Origin of the sequence: Fictibacillus barbaricus (genome assembly GCF_014635025.1) — a bacterium.
Taxonomy (GTDB): Bacteria; Bacillota; Bacilli; order Bacillales; family Fictibacillaceae; genus Fictibacillus; species Fictibacillus barbaricus.
On the sequence record NZ_BMCE01000001.1, the window covers coordinates 720,024 to 738,275 of the forward strand.

The window sequence follows — 18,252 nt, forward strand, 5'->3', positions numbered from 1 at the left end:
TTTCTGTAATAAGAAATGTACTCTTTTATATGAAACTGGCCATTTAATGGAATAAGGGGATTGCTCAATATTATAGTATTTGAAATAATTGGTATTGTAAGATGGTTATTAATTATATATATAGAGGGATATAGAGGTGGAATTATATGCCTAAAATTGACAATATGTTAGCAATTCTATGGATGCTTCGTTCAGGTGAAAAAATTACTGCAAAACAAATTTCAGAAAAGTTAGAGATGAATATAAGGACTGTGTATCGTTATATTGATACAATTTCAACAAGTGGCGTACCTATAATTTCAGAACCAGGACATAACGGTGGATACACTTTATTGGACAATTTTATTGAGGCTCCTCTATTTTTTGATTTTGAGGAGCAAACTTCATTATTTCACGCTGCTGTTTTTGCAGAAGAAGCCGGATATTATGGTGGTGAGGCACTAAATAGGGCCATTTCAAAACTAAGTAACTACTCAAATCAAGAACAGGAAACAAAGGTAAACCAACATTTAACGAGTCTTGAAGTAATCAGTCGATTACGTTCACTTTCTATGGAACCTTTTTTGAAGGAGTTGGAGCAGGCCGTAGCTGACGGGTACTCAGTAAAAATTGTTTACCATAAAAGTGGAGAAAAGCAATTAAATGATAGATTGGTCGATCCGTACAGAATGATCTATTGGAATAATAAGTGGTATGTGATTGGATTTTGTCATCTTAGAAATGATATCCGTAGTTTTAGAGTAGATCGAATTGAAAGTCTAATGCTGACCGAAAATACGTTTAACCGGCCGGAAGATTTTTCAGCACGTGACTTTTTTACAAGAAATCTTCTTCCAGCTATAGAAGATAAGGAAGGGATTATTGCTTTGGTTATTTCTGGGGACAAAAGTGTATTGGATGATATTTGCCAACATTGGTTTATAGGACATTATTTACAAGAACGGACTTCAAATCAAGCCGTTTTTCTTCTTGAAAAAGATGTGATTCATACATATGTACCTTATTTACTTTTACCGTACAATCAATCTATTAAAGTGATTGAGCCGATCAGTCTGAAGAAAAGACTTGTTAAAGTTCTGTCGGAATTAATAAAATTTCATGAAGTATGATCACTTCCCTGACGCTAACTGTCAGGGAAGTTTTATTATACTGGCTATATCAATTGTGATTGGAGTGTTATTGGATGCAAACAAAAAAAGTTTTTTTATATGTATTTAATACAATGTCAGACTGGGAATATGGATATTTAATAGCTGAACTAAACTCAGGAAGGTATTTCAAAAAAGATTTAGCACCTTTAAAAGTAATGACAGTAGGAGCTAATAAAGAAATGATTACGACTATGGGAGGGCTGAGCATAAAACCAGATATGTCCCTTGATGAATGTACTTTTGAAAATAAAGATCTTTTAATTTTACCGGGAGGAACTACTTGGAGTGAAGACATTCATCAGCCTATCTTGGAAAGAATCGGCCAGGCTTTAAAGCTTGGCACCATTGTTACTGCAATTTGTGGCGCAATTGAGGCCCTCGCGAATAGGGGATACTTAGATACTAGAAAGCACACAAGTAATAACTTGGAATATACCAAAATGGTATGTCCTAACTACAAAGGAGAAAAGTTTTATGAGTTGGGATCTGCGGTATCTGATGCGAATTTAGTCACCGCATCAGGAATAGCTCCTCTGGAATTTGCCATGGAGGTACTGAAAAAAATAGATGTATTTACACCAGATGCATTACATTCATGGTATAACCTAAATAAGACTCATAAACCTGAATACTTCTTCCAGTTAATGAATTCAATAAATAAATGAAGTAACTGAAAAGCTCAATTTCTCTATTTTGATTTGTAGAGAAGTTGGGCTTTTTAATTTGGAATCTCCTTATCGTTGTAAATCCGCATTTTCCTGACGCTACCCCGGAAAGGAAATAATCTTTAATAAAGCCTATTATGAAAAGGGATTGGAAAATGTATTTTAAGGGATGTTCAAAATATACAAGATGGTCAGTTAGTTAAAATTACTTTTATTTCTAAAACGTCGCCTCATAGACAAGGAGTTTGGTTAAGAACTGATAAAGGTATTGAAATTTCTGCATTAAAAAGTGAAATCTATAAGAGCATAAATTTGTGGGAAGACACATCTCCAGAAGAAGTCATTATTAAATGGCATACAAACGATGGCAAATTGAGTATTTATAATATTTGGGATGAAGGTGACGGTAGAGAATCTCAATCATACTCCTCAGGAATGTTGATAAGCGAAAAAGACGGTTCATTAGTTTATAAATGCAATGCATATGGATTCGATACTGAATTTAATGATTTAATATTTTCTATTGAAAAACTATGATTCGTTCTTCAACAATCGGGTGCGTTTGTGGAATAAACCTTAATTTTAAACAACTTAGTAATTATTAATTTTAGAGTCATAAATTTTTGTTGAAGAAAATTAAAACTATTTTATAACACCGTTCCTTTTTCGAACGGTGTTATGTTTGTTTCGAGTAATAAAATTCAACGACTTTACCACTCTTTGAATACTTTTTACATTCAGAACAATCACGGCATGAGTCCTGGAATACGGAACTTATACCGCATAAGGATAGGCTTTTTTTTCTGTATACTTGATAGGAACAAGTTTCATTTGTATTTTAAATGGAGCTGCATGTACTAATTCTAGTTTCTTTATTTTAATGGTTTATATTACAAACGGATTTATTAGACGTAATCGGCAAGTAAAATGTCGCCGTTTGCTAGTTACAAAGCGACATTGGATAGGTAAAGTAATAACTGTCCTGCCAACAAAATAAGATGCACTCACAATTAAAACTGGTGAATTTGTAGATAGCTAAGGAGGGCATATGTATGACTTCTCATACTCGTATTAAAATCCCGGCAGGATTTTGGGCAGGATTAAGTCAAATAGGGATTGCCGCCCACGAGGTGCTTCGAAAAGCACGACTGCCGCTCACCATTATTACTGAACCAATTGTCACCACCGGCCAATATTTCGCGATCTGGCAGGCTTATTCCGATCTCATTGATGACACTGCCAAAGGAATCATCAAGCTTACAACCAGCTTTGAAACAGCGCATTACCCACCAGCCGTGTTAGCGACTTACCACGCCCGTGACTACCGAGACGCTCTAAAGCGAATGGCCAGGTTCAAACAAATGTGCCCCCCCGAAAGCTTACGCATCACCGAGGAAGGTGAGCTCTGTACAATCGAACTGGAATGGTTGGATACCGAGCAACCTGGTCCGCCGTTGCTGGTTGGTATCACGCTGGCATTTCTTCTGGAGCTAGGGCGTCGGGGCACAGGTCAACCTTTGACGGCGAGGTTCGTTGAATTTTCGGACTCAATGGGCGACGTACAGGCACTTGAAGCTTACTTCGGCTGCGGTATCCGAATCGGTGCAAATTGTAACCGGTTAAAGTTACATAGAAGAGATCTTGACCGCCCCTTTGTCTCGTACAATGCAGAGTTGCTGGAGATTCTAACTCCCGTACTGGACCAATCGTTGGATGAGCAGGAACGCCAGCGCTCAATCACTGAGATGGTTAAGTGGATCATGAAACGTAGCCTAACAGGAGGGCGTCCTGACATTCAGACTGTCGCGAGTGAGTTGGGGATGAGCGATCGTACCTTGCAGCGCCGGCTTACTGACGATGGCACGAGTTTCAAGCATCTGTTGACACAAGTCCGACATGAGCAGGCACGAGAGTATTTGGCAGACCCCTCACTCGATATTAAAGAAGTCGCCTTCTTGATTGGATATGAAGATCAGAACTCGTTCTACCGCGCCTTTCGCCTTTGGGAAGGGGATACTCCTTCAAATTGGCGTACTGAACATTTAGGGACAAATTCGATAAATTAATTCTAGCATTAGGGGTTTATTTTTTTACACTAAGTTAATTAAGAGGAGAAATGTATTATGGATATGGGATTAAATAATAAAACAGCTTTAGTTACAGGGTCAACGAAAGGTATAGGTAAAGCAATTGCCATTGAACTTGCTAAAGAAGGTGTTAATGTGCTAATTAATGGACGAAATTATGAAGAGGTAGAACGAATTGTAAATGAAATTAAATCAGATTTTCCAGCTACCTCTCCTCAAAATGCTACAGCCGATATTGTGGATATTCAACAGAGAGAAGCTTTATTTGAAAAATACCCCAATATTGATATTTTAGTGAACAATATGGGGATTTATGAAATAATGCAATATGAGGACGTTGAGGATGAAGTATGGGAAAAATACTTCCGCACTAATGTTCTTGCTGCAAATGGATTATCTAGATTTTATTTACCTAAAATGTTGAACAATGATTATGGCCGTATTATCTTTATTGCGAGTGAAGAAGCAATTATGCCTTCAGGACAAATGCCTCAGTATTGTATGACAAAATCAATGCTATTATCATTATCAAAAAGCTTATCTAAATTAACAAAAGGAAAAGAAGTTACAGTTAATACGATCATGCCAGGACCAACACTCTCTGAAAATGTGCATCAAATAATTGAAGGTATCTACCCTAATGATGATATGAATTTTTCAGAGAAAGAGAAAGAATTTATGACTACAAACCTACCTCAATCTGAAATTCAACGATTTATCAGACCAATTGAAATAGGTAGACTAACTACATTTGTATGTAGTCCTTATGCATCCGCATTTAAAGGGTCTCCAATCCGTATGGATGGGGGAATGGTACCGACTATTTTTTAACATTTTTTTAATTGCGAATTTTTATATACGATTAATAAATAACAATAGGCTGCAGTATAGGAGCAGCCTATTTATTCACTATATCTATTTTATTCATGAATCTATTAATTAGATGGTATTAATCAGTTGTTCCACAATCGGGTGCTTTTCTTCAAGAAGGATGTTAGAATTTAATAGCTGGATTATGGAGAAAAGAACTATTGTTAATAACGATTCGGAGAAAATGATGACCTCTTAGATTAAATGCATAATTATTTAATTCAACTTTATTTACAAAAAAAAGATTTTCTAACTAATTATGAAATATCGAATCCATTCCTAAATGAATTATAGAGATTTCTAATAAATTTTGAAGAAAGTAAGTTAATAAGTACTATTTTTAGATGACGTAATTATGAAAAATCACAACTAGTTGTGATTTTTCATAATTTCTTAGAATCTTAGAATTCTTTCATAATTTGTTAGAATATATTTCAAAATTTATTAGAATGAATTTTAAGTTACAATCTAGAGCTGACCTCAAAGGTTAGCTCTTTTTTTATTCTACAAACGGGCCAGATTGTTGAAGAACGCTTGGCTATAAGATTTTGTAAGTATTAAGATGTGTGAAAATTTCACTTAAACTGACGGTCATGATTTAAGAAGGAATTTATACTATTTAGTTGGAATAGTAATACTGGAGTTTGTTTTGTTTTATTCTCAGAAGTGAAGTATTTTATCAGTTGTCATATTCTTGAAATATGGAGGGGTTTCATTGCAAACATTTTTTCAATATAACTGGATGGTCAGAGAAGAATGGTATCGGTGGTGTGAGGAGTTAAGTGAAGAAGATCTTCTATGCAACCGAACTGGCGGGGTAGGTAGTATACTTCATACACTCTTCCATATTGTTGATGTTGAATGGAGCTGGATACGTGTCTTACAAGGTAAAACTGACTTTCAGGAGAGTTTCGATAGTTATAAAAGCTTGAACAAGGTTCGAAAATTGGACGCTGAATTTCATTTAGAAGTGGAAAACTTTGTGAACAATTGGGATGCTAGGATGGAAAATCAAATATTTTACGATACTTTGCCAGATGGAAGAATTGTGACGGATACTTGGGGTGAAATCATGCGACATGCCATTGCTCACGAAATTCACCATATAGGACAATTATCAATTTGGGCAAGGGAATTAGGAAAAAAGCCAGTTTCTGCAAACCTTATAGGTCGGGGTCTTTCCTCTCATTTGAATAAATAATTTAAAGAGATATTAATTTAGTCGGTTTCTGTTTAATGGGTGTGATACTTTAATAACAATTCGCCTTTTCCAGGTTCTGCTGCATGTTCAATTTTGTGGAGAATTATGAAGATTATATAGAATACCACATTAAAATAATGGATATTACGTTTCAAAATCCAGATTATAAGACAATAAAAATAAAAAAAGCAATTATAAGCTATTTAAATGACTAAATAGTAAGCATACCGCTGTTTAATTTACTCTATTCAAAAAACGGGCAGGAAAGTGGAATAAGACATGGGGATTTGTATTGCTTATAGAGAGAAGGGAATCAACATGGCCGAAGAAGTTGAGAAGGTTAAGAAACGTGTTGACAAACGTTTGGAGCAATCTAACAGTCCCAAAAACGGAGAAGTGCCTTTTAATGATGTCATAGATCATATGAGGCAGATCGAAGGCTATCCAACTAAAAACCTTTCGAAGGTCAATTTATATAGTTTACTATTACCCATCCGTATTCTCGGATATTTGTTGATAGGTTCTATGGGTTTAGGAACTCTTATTGTGATTATATTGATGCTTTTTAAATAAAAGGAACTCTTTTATTGAACAATCGTAGCAGGATTGTTGAAGAAGGGATTAATGTCTAAGATTGAGAATTAACTTAAGGTAATGTAGGGATTCACTTAAAAAAATGTGAGGGTATAGGCAGATGTTTGAAAAAGTTAATTTTGACTTAATTTATCGTGAACAAAATGATGTAACTCCTTTAGTGGTGATGATGTGTGGTGTTGCTGGTTCTGGGAAAACTACTTTTTCACAACTATTAGAAAAGGAAGGTTTTGTACGTATTTCTATTGATGAAGAAGTATGGGCTACCAATGGTCGTTGGGGGATTGACTTCCCAATGGATAAATTTGAGGAATACAGGAAAGATGCAGAGAGAAAATTACGCAACCGTTTAATAAAGTTAATTCACGATAAACATCAAGTGGTAATTGACTTTAGTTTTTGGGATCGTTTAAGAAGGAACCAGTATAAAAAACTTATTGAGGATTCTGGCGGTAAATGGAAACTTATCTATTTAAAAGTTCATCCAAATGATTTACGTGAACGACTTAAGTTACGTAACAAACGTTCTGATGCAAATTCGTTCCCAATTTCAGAAGAACTTTTAACTTCTTACCTTAATGGTTTCGAAATTCCAAATGGCGAAGGAGAAATTTTAATTAAAAATTAGAACTATCAAATAAAAACCACTAAGACTTACTTCAATAAAGAGTGAACCCCTTATTTTCTTAATGCTAAACTAGCTAATAGCTGATACTTAGTTATTCCACAAACGGGTGTGTTAGTGGAAGATTCAATACTGAAAAAGCAGCGTATACAAGATGGTCCCCAATGATTGAAATGGCAGTAAAAGATCTGGCCGTTGAAAAGGAAGGAAAAATATATTGGCATGCGAGAGGTACTACAGCAGCAAATATTATTAAAGCCATGCATAAGCACGAAACAGTCGACATTTATGAAAAACTACCATCTTCAATCCTGTTGTTAAGAGCAACGTTACCGAACAGCTGGAATGAGTATAGGAATAAGACTGCTAAAATTTTCGGAGAAAAAACAAAGGGAACAGTAAAATTAATCCCAGACTCAACCCACATGTTGCATTGGGATTACCCAGAAATAGTTGTTGAAGAAATAAGAAAAATTTGGTCTGTGTCTCAATTGTCCTAGCTAATGTTATTCAACAAACGGGTGCGTTTCTACAATAAGGAATGCGCTCTTTTTTATTGAACTTATTGAACAAACAGGCAGGATTGTTGAATAAGCAATAAAGTGAGTTCTTGAGAATAATATATAAGGTGATTAAATATGTTCTATGTTCCTTTAATAACAATGCTGGAGGTCATAATATGCATATAATAAGAAAGACTTTAATTGTATGTCTGTTTTTATTGTTAATAAGTGGTTGTGGGGCTCCAGGCAAAGGGGAAAAATTTAAAGTGGGTGACCCAGATGCTCCACCTCCAAATAAACAAGAGGAAAAAGTAATTTATCTAATATTCAACAATCGGGTGCAATTCTTTATTAAGGATTGTGTTTTTTATTTTGGACTTAAAACTGTTAAATAACTTGATATATTAATGCTAAAGCCGATATAAAGATTTAAGAAATAAAGGAGTTTGATAATTATGGCTGAGGATATAAAAAAATTATTTGAAAGTGTAATTAAAACCCCAAGGAATGATGGAAGAGTAATTTATAAAATTAAAAACATAGATTATAATTCAAGACCATTTGTTAAGCTATTTTCACTAAGTTCTCCTGAAGCTAAAGAAAAATTTTTAAAAGAACTAGGTCTGAAAAATAAACGGATTAAAAACAAATGGAAAAGGGTTGAAAAAGAAAATGCACATAAAATAATTGATTATTTACTATCGAGGGATATGGCATATGATTTTGAACTTGACACTAAACCAATGGCGAACCGATTGAGTAGTTATTTTTTCGACCAATTTACCCCAGAGGCTCAATTTTATACAAATGGTGAATTTAATGAAGAACGAGGTTTCTTCGCTTTAGGTTCCTGGATCTCTATTACGAATTCCGTGTTTGATACTGGAGTGCTAGTAGTGGATCAAAGGAAAATAGGTATTTTGTGGGCTGAAGATAACGATTAGATTTAAAAATCGGGACTGTTAATTGTTAATCCTACCTATGTTATTCCACTAACGGGTGCATTTTTTTAAAAAATTATATAATGCAATAATCAGGAGGGGAATTATATGTATTTGTTATTATCAATTTTTCTAAGTGGAATTTTAGGAGCATTTCTACTTATGATAGAACCTCATTATGCTGACTTAATTGCCTTCGCTATCGTTGCTGGTTGCTTATTTAGAGGGATATATTTACTAAACGATTTAAATAAAAGATTAAATACAATAGCACCAAAAAAAGACAAAGTCCAGGAAGCTTATGAAAACTATCTAAAAGAAAAGGAAAATAGAGAAAAAAACGAACCTATCCAGTAATAATGGCCATTTTTCACAATATAAAATTTTCAACAATCGGGTGCATTTCTTCAAGAAGGAGAAGTGCATCTTTTTATTGAACAATAGGTCAGGATTAAATAACAGAGTAGGTAGGGTAGTGAGGTGATAGCCTTGCAGCATCAAATTTCTACAACCGTTTTGTTGCCTTGAAGCCACTAAAACGCCTTAAGGCTTTAAGGAGTAAATACCTTTGTTCTTCCTGGACAATGTATAGAATGGTACGGTTTATCTAGGCAAATTTTTTTGATCCTTCTCATTGTCAAGACATCACTACATTCAATTAAATGGGTGGTTTATTCACATATAGTTACCATATCGTCGTTAAAGGAAATTAATCAAAATTTAAAGCTGACTTTAAAAGCCAGCTTTAAAACACCCTTTACTTATGAATTTAATTATTTTTGTTTTAGTAATTGATCAACAAGTAATTGAGACTTTAACCCTTCTAAACCATCAACAACGGGTTGCTCATCATTTTCAATACAGTAAATAAAATGCCGTACAGCATCTTCAAAGCCTCGTTGTTTTAAAGTTGTTTCCCATGAAGAAGAAAATGTTGTAGATATTGCATTGTTTTCTTCGATTTCTGTTGTATTCATATTTTTCACACGGATAATTGCTCCGTCTGTTACCAGTTCTATTTGTTCTAAATTCGTTCCTGCTTTTCTATGCATTGCTGTAGTGAAAGGTATATTTTGAGAGGATTCATATGTATGCTGTGTATATAAAAGTTGATTTTCATCGTTCGTATGAACAGTTCCATATAGCACACTAAGATCTCCATCCCCCAACCAACGTACTGTATCGACTAAGTGAAGATAATCATCTAACATTGTGAACTCATAAGAATATGGACCCACACTGTCCGTTCTATGCTTTTCAACTCGTACCCAAGCTATATTATTAGCTTTTTCCTTTGCCTCCACATACATTGGAGCAAAACGGCGATTAAATCCAACCATAAGCTTTCTTCCCGATTTTTCACTTAACTCGATTAATTTTTCTGCTTCAGAGATAGATGCTGCCAATGGTTTATCAACATACACATCAATCCCTTTGTTAAGTAATTCCGAAACCACTTCATAATGTGATTCAGTAGAGCTGTGTACAAACATAGCATCACATTCTTGAGCCAATGCTGGTAAGCTATTAAAATCTTGTATACGATACTGATTACAGATTGCCTTCCTCTTCTCTCTAGTAGGCGAAAATGCACCAGCAAATGTCCAATCTATTTCTTTTGAAAGAATAGGCAAATATGCTTTCTGAGCGATACCACCCAGTCCTACCATACCGATTCTAGGTTTCACCAAATTAATCATCCTTTATCATATATAGATTTGGTACCAGAGACTATTTTACAACCCACCTATGGTATATACAACTTAGTGTTTTTTTGAATTTAAAGAGATTGAATTTAAAAACAGAATAAAGTTAATATCAAAAAATTAAAATACCGAGCTCATTAAATGTAAATTACTCTAAATCGGATGCGATTGTTGAAGAAAATGAATAATGTTTTCTAAGTTATTGAATATTGAACCATAATTTTTACCTTTTACTTCTGTATTCTAATGAATTTTGAAATATTATATGTTTTTATTCCTTTTATAAAAGCGTTTAATTCTAATAAATTATGAAAAGTCACAACTAGTGTGATTTTTCATAATTTCTTAGAAATGATTTGACCTATCCTTACTAAAGGATTTTTATTCAAAATTATTTAATTTTTATGTAGTATTTCAAAATCGCTAAAGGATATGAGCTTACCGAGAGGTGGGCTCTTTTTTTTCGTATTCCAGAAACGTGCCATATTCTTGAATAACGGGTGACCCATACATGTAATCTCTACATTTAAACCTTAGCGGAAATAATAAAATCCTTTTTTGTTAGAGGACTTAGAACCTTTAATTCCTGGTGTTAATGTCCTCTATCCTTTTTTATCGAACATCAGAAAACCGTTGCTAAAAAATATTCTGAATATTCCTTGACAGGAATATTCCTTTTAAGGTATATTGAATTCATGAAAACAACTTTGAATGCTCTTGCTGAGCCCAACCGGCTACACATTGTCGAACTCTTGCGTGACGGCCCTCTCACTGTAGGGGAAATTGCTGACCGACTTGGGCTAAACCAGCCTCAAGCTTCCAAACATCTTCGTGTACTTAGTAATGCAGGACTCGTCGAAGTAAATGCAATCGCCAATCGACGGATCTACAAGCTAAGGGCCGAGCCGTTCAAAGAGTTTGATTCCTGGTTAGAGTCCTACCGCCACATTTGGAACGAGAGATTCGACCGCTTGGACGATTACCTGCAGGACCTACAAAGAAAGGATGTGAACCATGACGACAAGTAGGAGTGCTGCCAAAGATTAAAAAAACGATATTGGAGGAATGAGATCATGGAAAACCTTTTGACGTCTGTAGAAGATCGGAAACTCATTAGGAATGACCAAACCAAAGAAGGAAAAATGGTATCTCTGAAGAAAGTAACAATCGGATACTGGTGTTTTACAGGGCTGTTAATTGCATTAATGCTTCTAGGTTCCATTGGTGATATAATGTCTGCCCCTGAAGCAGTTGCTTTATTTAAACATTTAGGGTATCCGACATACCTTCTTCCCTTTATTGGCATTGCCAAACTGTTAGGTGTAATAGCGATACTAATACCTGGCTTTCCGCGAATTAAGGAATGGGCTTATGCCGGATTTGTCATTGATTTGACGGGTGCCATGTATTCAACCATAGCAGTGGGCGATCCTTGGGTATTTTTCATTATTGGGTACATTTTAATTGCCGGTTCGTATATTTTTTATCATAGAAAACGAAAAACCATTTCTGCGAAATAACTTAACAAAAAATTTAATGGGAGGAATTACGAATGTCCAACAATACCATAATTTCGAGAGTAGAGAACGATCGGGTACTTGTGCTAGAGCGTATTTTCAATGCATCGCGCGACCTCGTGTTCGAAATGTTTAAAGATCCTGAGCATCTCAAACGCTGGTGGGGGCCCAGAGGCTGGGAGCTTCCTGTATGTAACGTGGATTTCCGGCCGGGCGGCGTTTGGCACTACTGCATGAAGTGCGTCGATCAAAACCAAGGTGAATTTTTCGGTATGGAATCTTGGGGAAAAGGGGTTTATAAGGAGATTATCGAGCCTGAGAAGATCATCTACGTCGATTTCTTCTCGGATGCCGAAGGCAATACGAATGATGCCATGCCATCGTCTGATGTTACATTGGAATTCATCGATTTGGGCTGCGGCAAGACGAAGCTGATCAACCGTGCTGAATATGCGTCGGCAGAGACCCTCAAGACCGTCACTGACATGGGCATGATGCAAGGAATCACCGAAACTTGGGACCGTCTGGAAGAAGTTCTTCAGCACCTGAAGTAAGGAAATACCACGCGCACGGCAGGCCGGTTCAGTAAAGAAACCAGTATCTATAGTAATGATTAGGAGCATGGAGTTTGGTAATTACTTATACAAGGGAGTGGAAAAATCAATGATTAATAAAGTCGGTCAAATTATGTTGTATGTAAATAACCAAGATGAGGCAGTGAATTTTTGGACAAAAAAAGTAGGGTTTAGCGTAATTTCTGATGAAGATAACGGTCAAGGAATGAGATGGATTGAAATGGCTCCAACAAAGGAAACAGAAACAAGCATCATTCTGCACAATAAGGAATTCGTTGCTAAAATGTCACCTGGATTAAATCTTGGTACACCTTCTTTAATGTTTTTCTCGGAAAACTTTGATGAATTATATACCGATTTATCCAATAAAAATATCAAAGTCGGTGAAATTGTAAATATGCCTTCTGGTAGGGTATTTAACTTTGCTGATAATGAAGAAAATTACTTTGCAGTCATGGAAAAAAAGTAAACCACAATGAAAAAATAATAAAGTAATTCATACACCGTTCATTGTTGGACGGTGTTTTGGATTTAAAGTAATAAAGTTAAACTAATTCTATATATTATTTTTCTATCCTCCTAAATTAATATTAAGCCTCTTATTCTTATTGAACAAAAGGGGCTTTTCAGGAATAAAAGTACAGCCAACATACAGTAATACGATCTTCAGCAATCGGGCGCAATTCTGCAGCAGGAATTGTGCTCTTTATTTATGTTAAGGGCCAGATTGTGGAGTAAGGAAGGTAATTAGATGGTTCATCTTGAAATTGTAAGTTATACCAGAACAACACGCCGCAAATGAATTTTAACCAACGGGATTATCTAGTAGAGGGTTTAAATTGGAGGGAATAGAAAATGGATGTAAAGACACTTTTGTTACAACAATGGGCAAGCTGCTTAGATAAAGAAGACTGGTTTCCACCACTTGAAAAAGTGCTAGAGGATATCACTTTTGAACAGGCAATTTGGAAACCAGCTGATGGGGCAATGAATTCCATTTGGGAATTAGTTTGTCATTTACTTTTCTATGAAAAGAGATTTCTGATGCGATTTCTTGGTGAAACAGCGAATGAACCACAGGCAGAAAATAATGAATCTACATTTCGATTACCAACTGAGACGTTAGAAAATTGGAAGGAAACAAAACAAGAATATTTTTATGTTCATCGTGAACTTGAAAAAATACTAGCAAAATCAGAACATGAAGATTTGTATAGACAGATCCCAGGAGAAGATAATTCATTAGTGCTTGAACTGAAGAGTTTAGCAATGCACGACGCATATCATATTGGGCAAATTGTATTCCTAAGTAAAATGCAAGGAGCTTGGGCAGAGAAACGAAGCTTTTAAAAAAGCTTCATTAGCTTTACAGCTATTCCATTAAAGGGTGCATTTCTTTAAGAAGGAGAAATGCTCTTACTGATTTTCATTATTAATCTAAAATAATCAAGGAGAGGGAAAATCAAATGAACCCTTTGTTATTAGATATTCCTTTACAATTAGAAACCGAAAGGCTAATTCTTCGAGCACCACTTCAAACTGGAGACGGAGAAATTGTGAACCAAGCAATTAGAGATTCATTTTATGAATTAAAAGCGTGGTTGTCACTTTTCCAAGAACTTCCTACTGTTGAAGAAACAGAGATCATGTTAAGGAATGCTCATATAAATTTTTTGAAAAGAGAAAGTTTTCGTTTTCTTATCTTTGATAAAGGTGGCGGCAAGGACTTTATTGGAACTACGAGCCTTCATGGGATTGACTGGGACATTCCAAAATGTGAAATGGGATACTGGATTAATACAAAATATAGCGGTAATGGATATATGACGGAAGCAGTAAAGGAGTTAGCTAACTTCGGATTAAATCACCTCGCATTTAAGAGAATTGAAATAAGATGTGAATCAAGAAACTTTAAAAGTCGCTTTATACCGGAAAAACTTGGTTTTATATTTGAAGGTACTTTAAGGAATGAGGATCTATCCGCAGATGGCAGCAAGCTGACTGACACTTGTATTTATTCTAAAATAAATTAACATCGCTTAAATTAAAGGCAGCTAAAAAGAATTATCTCAATGCAAGTCTTCAAGAAAAGGGTTCATTTCTTCAAGAAAGAGAAGTGCACTTTATTATTAAAATAGTGCTTAATTGATTTAAACAGAAAATAGGTGACATCTATTGAGTGCTTTAATTGATTCCATTATATCTGGTGAGTTATCATCAGTACTTTAGTTGGTTCAGTCTGGATCGAACATAAATATTCGAGATGAAGACGGTAGAACCCCATTGATCCACGCATGGTTTACTAACGCTCGAACCAATGTAGCTAGGATATTTATTTTATTAAGTTTAATTCCCTCAGCTATCCTCTTTATCTTTTTCAGTTTCTTTTTTTCATTTGGTTATGGATACAGACCTTAAAAGTTAGGTTAAAAGGGTAAGTAAAATTCATGTAATAAGAAACATACTTTTTCTTTATGCCAGATTTATGAAAATAAAGGAATTTTCAAGCTAATATCCTAGTGAAAAATTGATAAACAATAGGAAGCTGTATGTTCGGTAGCTTTCTTTTTTCAACAATCGGGTGCTATTCTTCAGGAAAAGTGCAATTTTTATGGATAAAAAGCAAGTAAACTATAAAGTGTATTTCTATTATCTAAAATCATCCCAAGTTAAATCGAGTGTTAAAATTCCAACATACTTTTCTTTAACAATTTGATTAATGCTTTTTGTTGCTAATTCTGGTTTTCGAAAACAAGTTAGTTCCTTGTAATACCCAAACTTCCGACAAATGTCTGGTCTAACAGAATGTATACCACATCTATCTTTATCTAGATCATAGAAAATACAAGTTCCATAATATCTTTTTTGATTCTCAAGCTCTGAACGTAATTTTGAAGGCATTGATTGTATTTTCTTTTTTATTTTTTTAACTTCGTTTTCACTAACAGGAACTGGACCACAACACAAACCTTTACAACCTTCACATGGTAAAGTTTGCATATTTACACCTCTTAATAGTTTATTTGATATGAAGCCGAATAAAAAAAGCCTCGCAAAATGCGAGGCTTTAAGAGTCATTAGCTTGTTATATGTTAAATAAGCTGAGACCATATGATATGGTACAAATGTTATTCTTAATATATTATAACAAAAAATCTGTATATTCTAAATATCTTTTCGTCGTAACCTTTTCTTTTTGCAACAATCGGGTGCATTTCTTCAAGAAGGAGAAATGCATCATACAACTCGAACGTGAACTGAACAACTTAAGTGTAAATTATACAACTTGAGTGTTCACTATACAACGCTGGTGTGAACTAAATTTTGTAAACCCCACTCATTAGAAGAGTGGGGTTTTATTGTGGTTAAAAAAGCTGCTTCTTATTCCGCAAACGGGCCAGATTGTTGAATAAGGGATAGTTTTACAATATTAATTTTGAAATGAGATTGGAATTAAATATCTAATTAAATCTTACTACATTAGGAATTTTACAATTAGAGTATTCAACTTGGATACCGTAGGCTGTGTACTATTTAGTACATGTTACACTTGAAAGTGTTTTCTTTTCAGAATATTATAAAAATATCAGTGTTGTAAGTTGGTAGTCTAAAAAGTTTATAAAAAATTATCTTTAAAGCTTCGAAGATAGGGTGCATAAACCCTAAGCTTCTGATATTACAAGAATTGTTCTAATCATGCTAAATATAGTTAGAAAAATCAAAGAGTTGACTGTCTTAGAAGTATGAAAAACTTTGACAGTACTACACAATGACAAGGAGTTGATTTTATGAAGTTTCTCCTCACATCAGGAGGCATCAATAATAAAAGCATTCACGACGCGCTGGTTGATATGCTAGGTAAACCCATCGCCGAATCCAACGCCCTGTGCATCCCAACCGCGATGTACGGACACCCCTGGGTCGGCCCCGGCGTCAAAGCCTGGGAGTTCATCAGCGGGAAAGAAGAGAATCCCATGGTTAATCTAGGCTGGAAGTCAGTGGGCGTGCTGGAGCTCACTGCGCTGCCAAGCATCGACGAAGACCGCTGGGTACCGCTGGTTCGGGAGACGGACGTCCTGCTGGTGTCGGGCGGCGACGCCCTTTACCTGTGCCACTGGATGCGGCAATCCGGGCTGGCAGACCTCTTGCCGTCGCTGCACGCAGTATATGTTGGAATGAGTGCTGGGAGCATGGTGATGGCACCTAACATCGGGGAATTCTTCGTTGGCTGGACTCCACCCAACGGTGGTGATAAAACGCTGAGTCTGGTCGATTTTGCAATGTTCCCGCATCTGGATCACGAGATGCTGCCGTATAACACGATGGCTGCTGCAGAGAAATGGGCCGCTGGAATGGAGGGGCCGGCGTATGCGATTGATGATCAGACAGCCATCAAAGTGATCGACGGAGCAGTCGAAGTTGTTTCCGAAGGGCATTGGAAATTGTTTTCGCCCTGATATTACTCCTACGCTAAAAATATCAAAAACGTTGGCGAGATTCATTGTGATGCAATTTAGAGAGAATTGTATAGGTTTCTTGTCAATATATTGTGAATGGTTTCACTTAAGCAACGGGTGCATTTCTTTAAGAAGGAATAAAGAATGGATTTAGAAAAAGTAAAAGAGTATCTAGAAATTGGACATGATATAGAACCTGAGTTCCATGGGGAGAAGTATTCTATTACACCTATTCCCACTATTCCAAATGGGGTATGTTTAACTAAATTTTATAGTGAAGAATACCAAGAATACGAAAATCCAAAAGATCTAATTGAAAATGCAACTATAACAAATCAAAAATTCAAAAAAATATTAAATAAAATTACCAATATATATTTACTAAAAAACGTATATAAGTTTAAAGCTTATTCAACAAACGGGTGCATTTCTTCAAGAAGGAGAAGTGCTCTTTTTATTGAAGTGAAGGATAAGGCCCTTTTCTTACCACAAATAGAATGAGTAAAATGAAGCGTGCAAAGTCATAAATAAGGGTATTTACCCTTTATAAAGAGAATACAAGGATAGGAGAGTGTCATTTTGATTAAAGCTGTATTGTTTGATTTGGACGGAACGCTTTTGGACCGCGACACGTCGGTTAAGAAGTTTGTAGAGGACCAGCATACCCGTCTGTCATCCGTGCTGTCCCATATTCCTAAAAAGATATTTGCAGAAAGATTTATCGAGCTTGAACAGAACGGTTATGTGTGGAAGGACAAAGTGTACCAGAAGCTAGCCGAGGAGCTGGCTGTCAGGAGAATGCCTCCAGGAGAACTGCTCGCTGACTATTTAACACAGTTCAAACACCATTGCACACCGTTTCCGAACCTTGTAAGCATGCTGAATGAACTGAAGAAAAAAGGCCTGCGCCTCGGTTTGGTCACGAACGGATACGGTGTGTTTCAGTATGACACCATTAAGGCACTAGAAATTAAGGATTACTTCGACACGATCCTTATATCTGAGATGGAGGGGTTGAGGAAGCCCGATCCACTCTTGTTCGAGAGAGCTGCAGAGCGATTGAACGTTAAGACGGAAGAGTGCATGTTCGTGGGCGACCACCCGAAAAATGACGTAGAAGCCGCGAAGAACACCGGAATGTTAGCCGTCTGGAAAACAAGCCCCCATTGGGATGAAGCAGAAGCCGCCGATTATACGATAACTGATTTGTCAGAGCTAAATCTGATCGTAGAAAATAAGGTAAAGGCAGTACAACCTTCTAAATAAAGAAAAGAGCATTGCGTAACTTGGAAACAAAATTTTTTTAGAGTACAAACCCATAAAAAAGTAAAGCAAATAGCTAGCTAATTCATTTATTTTG

23 protein-coding genes and 1 pseudogene are annotated in these 18,252 nt (G+C 35.8%); 22 read left to right on the top strand and 2 right to left on the bottom strand.

Annotated features, from left to right (window positions below):
• Nucleotides 1-146 precede the first annotated feature (146 nt).
• The 12 genes and pseudogenes from IEV52_RS03345 (at nucleotide 147) to IEV52_RS03400 (ending at nucleotide 8,994) form a co-directional block, all read left to right on the top strand.
• Nucleotides 147-1,109, top strand: coding sequence for a helix-turn-helix transcriptional regulator (locus tag IEV52_RS03345; RefSeq protein WP_188401103.1), 963 nt, complete (start codon nucleotides 147-149; stop codon nucleotides 1,107-1,109).
• Nucleotides 1,110-1,183: 74 nt separating this feature from the next.
• Nucleotides 1,184-1,816 (top strand): type 1 glutamine amidotransferase family protein, encoded by a 633-nt coding sequence (locus tag IEV52_RS03350; protein ID WP_188401104.1) that lies wholly within the window; start codon nucleotides 1,184-1,186, stop codon nucleotides 1,814-1,816.
• A gap of 312 nt (nucleotides 1,817-2,128) precedes the next feature.
• Complete coding sequence (locus tag IEV52_RS03355) at nucleotides 2,129-2,353, top strand: hypothetical protein (RefSeq protein WP_188401105.1); 225 nt, start codon at nucleotides 2,129-2,131, stop codon at nucleotides 2,351-2,353.
• A gap of 515 nt (nucleotides 2,354-2,868) precedes the next feature.
• Nucleotides 2,869-3,882, top strand: coding sequence for an AraC family transcriptional regulator (locus IEV52_RS03360; protein WP_188401106.1), 1,014 nt, complete (start codon nucleotides 2,869-2,871; stop codon nucleotides 3,880-3,882).
• A 57-nt stretch (nucleotides 3,883-3,939) separates the two neighbouring features.
• Nucleotides 3,940-4,734 carry an SDR family NAD(P)-dependent oxidoreductase gene (locus IEV52_RS03365; RefSeq protein WP_188401107.1) on the top strand — a complete coding sequence of 265 codons (795 nt, stop codon included), beginning with the start codon at nucleotides 3,940-3,942 and terminating at the stop codon, nucleotides 4,732-4,734.
• Nucleotides 4,735-5,488: 754 nt separating this feature from the next.
• Nucleotides 5,489-5,974: a DinB family protein gene (locus IEV52_RS03370; protein WP_188401108.1), complete on the top strand. Its 486-nt coding sequence runs from the start codon at nucleotides 5,489-5,491 to the stop codon at nucleotides 5,972-5,974.
• Nucleotides 5,975-6,292: 318 nt separating this feature from the next.
• Nucleotides 6,293-6,547, top strand: a complete 255-nt coding sequence (locus IEV52_RS03375; RefSeq protein WP_188401109.1) for a hypothetical protein — start codon at nucleotides 6,293-6,295, stop codon at nucleotides 6,545-6,547.
• 121 nt (nucleotides 6,548-6,668) lie between these two features.
• Nucleotides 6,669-7,196, top strand: coding sequence for a P-loop nucleotide/nucleoside kinase family protein (locus tag IEV52_RS03380; protein ID WP_188401110.1), 528 nt, complete (start codon nucleotides 6,669-6,671; stop codon nucleotides 7,194-7,196).
• A 122-nt stretch (nucleotides 7,197-7,318) separates the two neighbouring features.
• Nucleotides 7,319-7,693: pseudogene (locus IEV52_RS03385) on the top strand (alpha/beta hydrolase); the annotation flags it as partial.
• A gap of 179 nt (nucleotides 7,694-7,872) precedes the next feature.
• The gene (locus IEV52_RS03390; protein ID WP_188401111.1) at nucleotides 7,873-8,091 is read left to right on the top strand and encodes a hypothetical protein; all 219 of its coding nucleotides are present in this window, start codon (nucleotides 7,873-7,875) and stop codon (nucleotides 8,089-8,091) included.
• Between the two features lie 60 nt (nucleotides 8,092-8,151).
• Complete coding sequence (locus tag IEV52_RS03395) at nucleotides 8,152-8,640, top strand: hypothetical protein (RefSeq protein WP_188401112.1); 489 nt, start codon at nucleotides 8,152-8,154, stop codon at nucleotides 8,638-8,640.
• A gap of 105 nt (nucleotides 8,641-8,745) precedes the next feature.
• Nucleotides 8,746-8,994: a hypothetical protein gene (locus IEV52_RS03400; RefSeq protein ID WP_188401113.1), complete on the top strand. Its 249-nt coding sequence runs from the start codon at nucleotides 8,746-8,748 to the stop codon at nucleotides 8,992-8,994.
• A gap of 416 nt (nucleotides 8,995-9,410) precedes the next feature.
• On the opposite strand, the gene IEV52_RS03405 is transcribed toward IEV52_RS03400, so the two are convergent.
• Nucleotides 9,411-10,328, bottom strand: a complete 918-nt coding sequence (locus tag IEV52_RS03405; RefSeq protein ID WP_188401114.1) for a Gfo/Idh/MocA family protein — start codon at nucleotides 10,326-10,328, stop codon at nucleotides 9,411-9,413.
• Between the two features lie 710 nt (nucleotides 10,329-11,038).
• On the opposite strand from IEV52_RS03405, the gene IEV52_RS03410 reads away from it, so the two are divergent.
• From IEV52_RS03410 to IEV52_RS22725, 7 genes are all read left to right on the top strand, one after another.
• Nucleotides 11,039-11,371 carry an ArsR/SmtB family transcription factor gene (locus tag IEV52_RS03410; protein WP_188401115.1) on the top strand — a complete coding sequence of 111 codons (333 nt, stop codon included), beginning with the start codon at nucleotides 11,039-11,041 and terminating at the stop codon, nucleotides 11,369-11,371.
• A 45-nt stretch (nucleotides 11,372-11,416) separates the two neighbouring features.
• Nucleotides 11,417-11,863 carry a DoxX family protein gene (locus IEV52_RS03415; RefSeq protein ID WP_229754176.1) on the top strand — a complete coding sequence of 149 codons (447 nt, stop codon included), beginning with the start codon at nucleotides 11,417-11,419 and terminating at the stop codon, nucleotides 11,861-11,863.
• A gap of 32 nt (nucleotides 11,864-11,895) precedes the next feature.
• Nucleotides 11,896-12,414, top strand: a complete 519-nt coding sequence (locus IEV52_RS03420) for an SRPBCC domain-containing protein (RefSeq protein WP_188401116.1) — start codon at nucleotides 11,896-11,898, stop codon at nucleotides 12,412-12,414.
• A gap of 109 nt (nucleotides 12,415-12,523) precedes the next feature.
• Entirely contained in the window at nucleotides 12,524-12,904 is a 381-nt protein-coding gene (locus IEV52_RS03425) for a VOC family protein (protein WP_188402231.1), read from the top strand.
• Nucleotides 12,905-13,290: 386 nt separating this feature from the next.
• Nucleotides 13,291-13,785 (top strand): DinB family protein, encoded by a 495-nt coding sequence (locus tag IEV52_RS03430; protein ID WP_188401117.1) that lies wholly within the window; start codon nucleotides 13,291-13,293, stop codon nucleotides 13,783-13,785.
• A 116-nt stretch (nucleotides 13,786-13,901) separates the two neighbouring features.
• Nucleotides 13,902-14,468 carry a GNAT family N-acetyltransferase gene (locus IEV52_RS03435; protein ID WP_188401118.1) on the top strand — a complete coding sequence of 189 codons (567 nt, stop codon included), beginning with the start codon at nucleotides 13,902-13,904 and terminating at the stop codon, nucleotides 14,466-14,468.
• Between the two features lie 196 nt (nucleotides 14,469-14,664).
• Nucleotides 14,665-14,853, top strand: coding sequence for a hypothetical protein (locus IEV52_RS22725; RefSeq protein ID WP_373869399.1), 189 nt, complete (start codon nucleotides 14,665-14,667; stop codon nucleotides 14,851-14,853).
• A gap of 231 nt (nucleotides 14,854-15,084) precedes the next feature.
• Here the strand turns inward: IEV52_RS22725 and IEV52_RS03440 are convergent, their stop codons facing one another.
• Nucleotides 15,085-15,435 carry a YkgJ family cysteine cluster protein gene (locus IEV52_RS03440; protein ID WP_188401119.1) on the bottom strand — a complete coding sequence of 117 codons (351 nt, stop codon included), beginning with the start codon at nucleotides 15,433-15,435 and terminating at the stop codon, nucleotides 15,085-15,087.
• 788 nt (nucleotides 15,436-16,223) lie between these two features.
• Here IEV52_RS03440 and IEV52_RS03445 point away from each other — a divergent pair.
• From IEV52_RS03445 to IEV52_RS03455, 3 genes are all read left to right on the top strand, one after another.
• Nucleotides 16,224-16,892: a Type 1 glutamine amidotransferase-like domain-containing protein gene (locus IEV52_RS03445; RefSeq protein WP_188401120.1), complete on the top strand. Its 669-nt coding sequence runs from the start codon at nucleotides 16,224-16,226 to the stop codon at nucleotides 16,890-16,892.
• 144 nt (nucleotides 16,893-17,036) lie between these two features.
• Nucleotides 17,037-17,393, top strand: a complete 357-nt coding sequence (locus IEV52_RS03450) for a hypothetical protein (RefSeq protein ID WP_188401121.1) — start codon at nucleotides 17,037-17,039, stop codon at nucleotides 17,391-17,393.
• Between the two features lie 78 nt (nucleotides 17,394-17,471).
• The gene (locus tag IEV52_RS03455; RefSeq protein WP_188401122.1) at nucleotides 17,472-18,158 is read left to right on the top strand and encodes an HAD family hydrolase; all 687 of its coding nucleotides are present in this window, start codon (nucleotides 17,472-17,474) and stop codon (nucleotides 18,156-18,158) included.
• The last annotated feature ends 94 nt before the right edge of the window (nucleotides 18,159-18,252 follow it).

Excerpts from the sequence above, each read along its gene's own strand:
- IEV52_RS03425 (WP_188402231.1), top strand. The coding sequence starts at position 12,524 with ATGATTAATAAAGTCGGTCAAATTATGTTGTATGTAAATAACCAAGAT.
- IEV52_RS03450 (WP_188401121.1), top strand. The coding sequence starts at position 17,037 with ATGGATTTAGAAAAAGTAAAAGAGTATCTAGAAATTGGACATGATATA.
- IEV52_RS03430 (WP_188401117.1), top strand. The coding sequence starts at position 13,291 with ATGGATGTAAAGACACTTTTGTTACAACAATGGGCAAGCTGCTTAGAT.
- IEV52_RS03350 (WP_188401104.1), top strand. The coding sequence starts at position 1,184 with ATGCAAACAAAAAAAGTTTTTTTATATGTATTTAATACAATGTCAGAC.
- IEV52_RS03445 (WP_188401120.1), top strand. The coding sequence starts at position 16,224 with ATGAAGTTTCTCCTCACATCAGGAGGCATCAATAATAAAAGCATTCAC.
- IEV52_RS03365 (WP_188401107.1), top strand. The coding sequence starts at position 3,940 with ATGGATATGGGATTAAATAATAAAACAGCTTTAGTTACAGGGTCAACG.
- IEV52_RS03345 (WP_188401103.1), top strand. The coding sequence starts at position 147 with ATGCCTAAAATTGACAATATGTTAGCAATTCTATGGATGCTTCGTTCA.
- IEV52_RS03435 (WP_188401118.1), top strand. The coding sequence starts at position 13,902 with ATGAACCCTTTGTTATTAGATATTCCTTTACAATTAGAAACCGAAAGG.
- IEV52_RS03415 (WP_229754176.1), top strand. The coding sequence starts at position 11,417 with ATGGAAAACCTTTTGACGTCTGTAGAAGATCGGAAACTCATTAGGAAT.
- IEV52_RS03395 (WP_188401112.1), top strand. The coding sequence starts at position 8,152 with ATGGCTGAGGATATAAAAAAATTATTTGAAAGTGTAATTAAAACCCCA.
- IEV52_RS03375 (WP_188401109.1), top strand. The coding sequence starts at position 6,293 with ATGGCCGAAGAAGTTGAGAAGGTTAAGAAACGTGTTGACAAACGTTTG.
- IEV52_RS03400 (WP_188401113.1), top strand. The coding sequence starts at position 8,746 with ATGTATTTGTTATTATCAATTTTTCTAAGTGGAATTTTAGGAGCATTT.
- IEV52_RS03360 (WP_188401106.1), top strand. The coding sequence starts at position 2,869 with ATGACTTCTCATACTCGTATTAAAATCCCGGCAGGATTTTGGGCAGGA.
- IEV52_RS03410 (WP_188401115.1), top strand. The coding sequence starts at position 11,039 with ATGAAAACAACTTTGAATGCTCTTGCTGAGCCCAACCGGCTACACATT.
- IEV52_RS03440 (WP_188401119.1), bottom strand. The coding sequence starts at position 15,435 with ATGCAAACTTTACCATGTGAAGGTTGTAAAGGTTTGTGTTGTGGTCCA.
- IEV52_RS03390 (WP_188401111.1), top strand. The coding sequence starts at position 7,873 with ATGCATATAATAAGAAAGACTTTAATTGTATGTCTGTTTTTATTGTTA.
- IEV52_RS03380 (WP_188401110.1), top strand. The coding sequence starts at position 6,669 with ATGTTTGAAAAAGTTAATTTTGACTTAATTTATCGTGAACAAAATGAT.
- IEV52_RS03420 (WP_188401116.1), top strand. The coding sequence starts at position 11,896 with ATGTCCAACAATACCATAATTTCGAGAGTAGAGAACGATCGGGTACTT.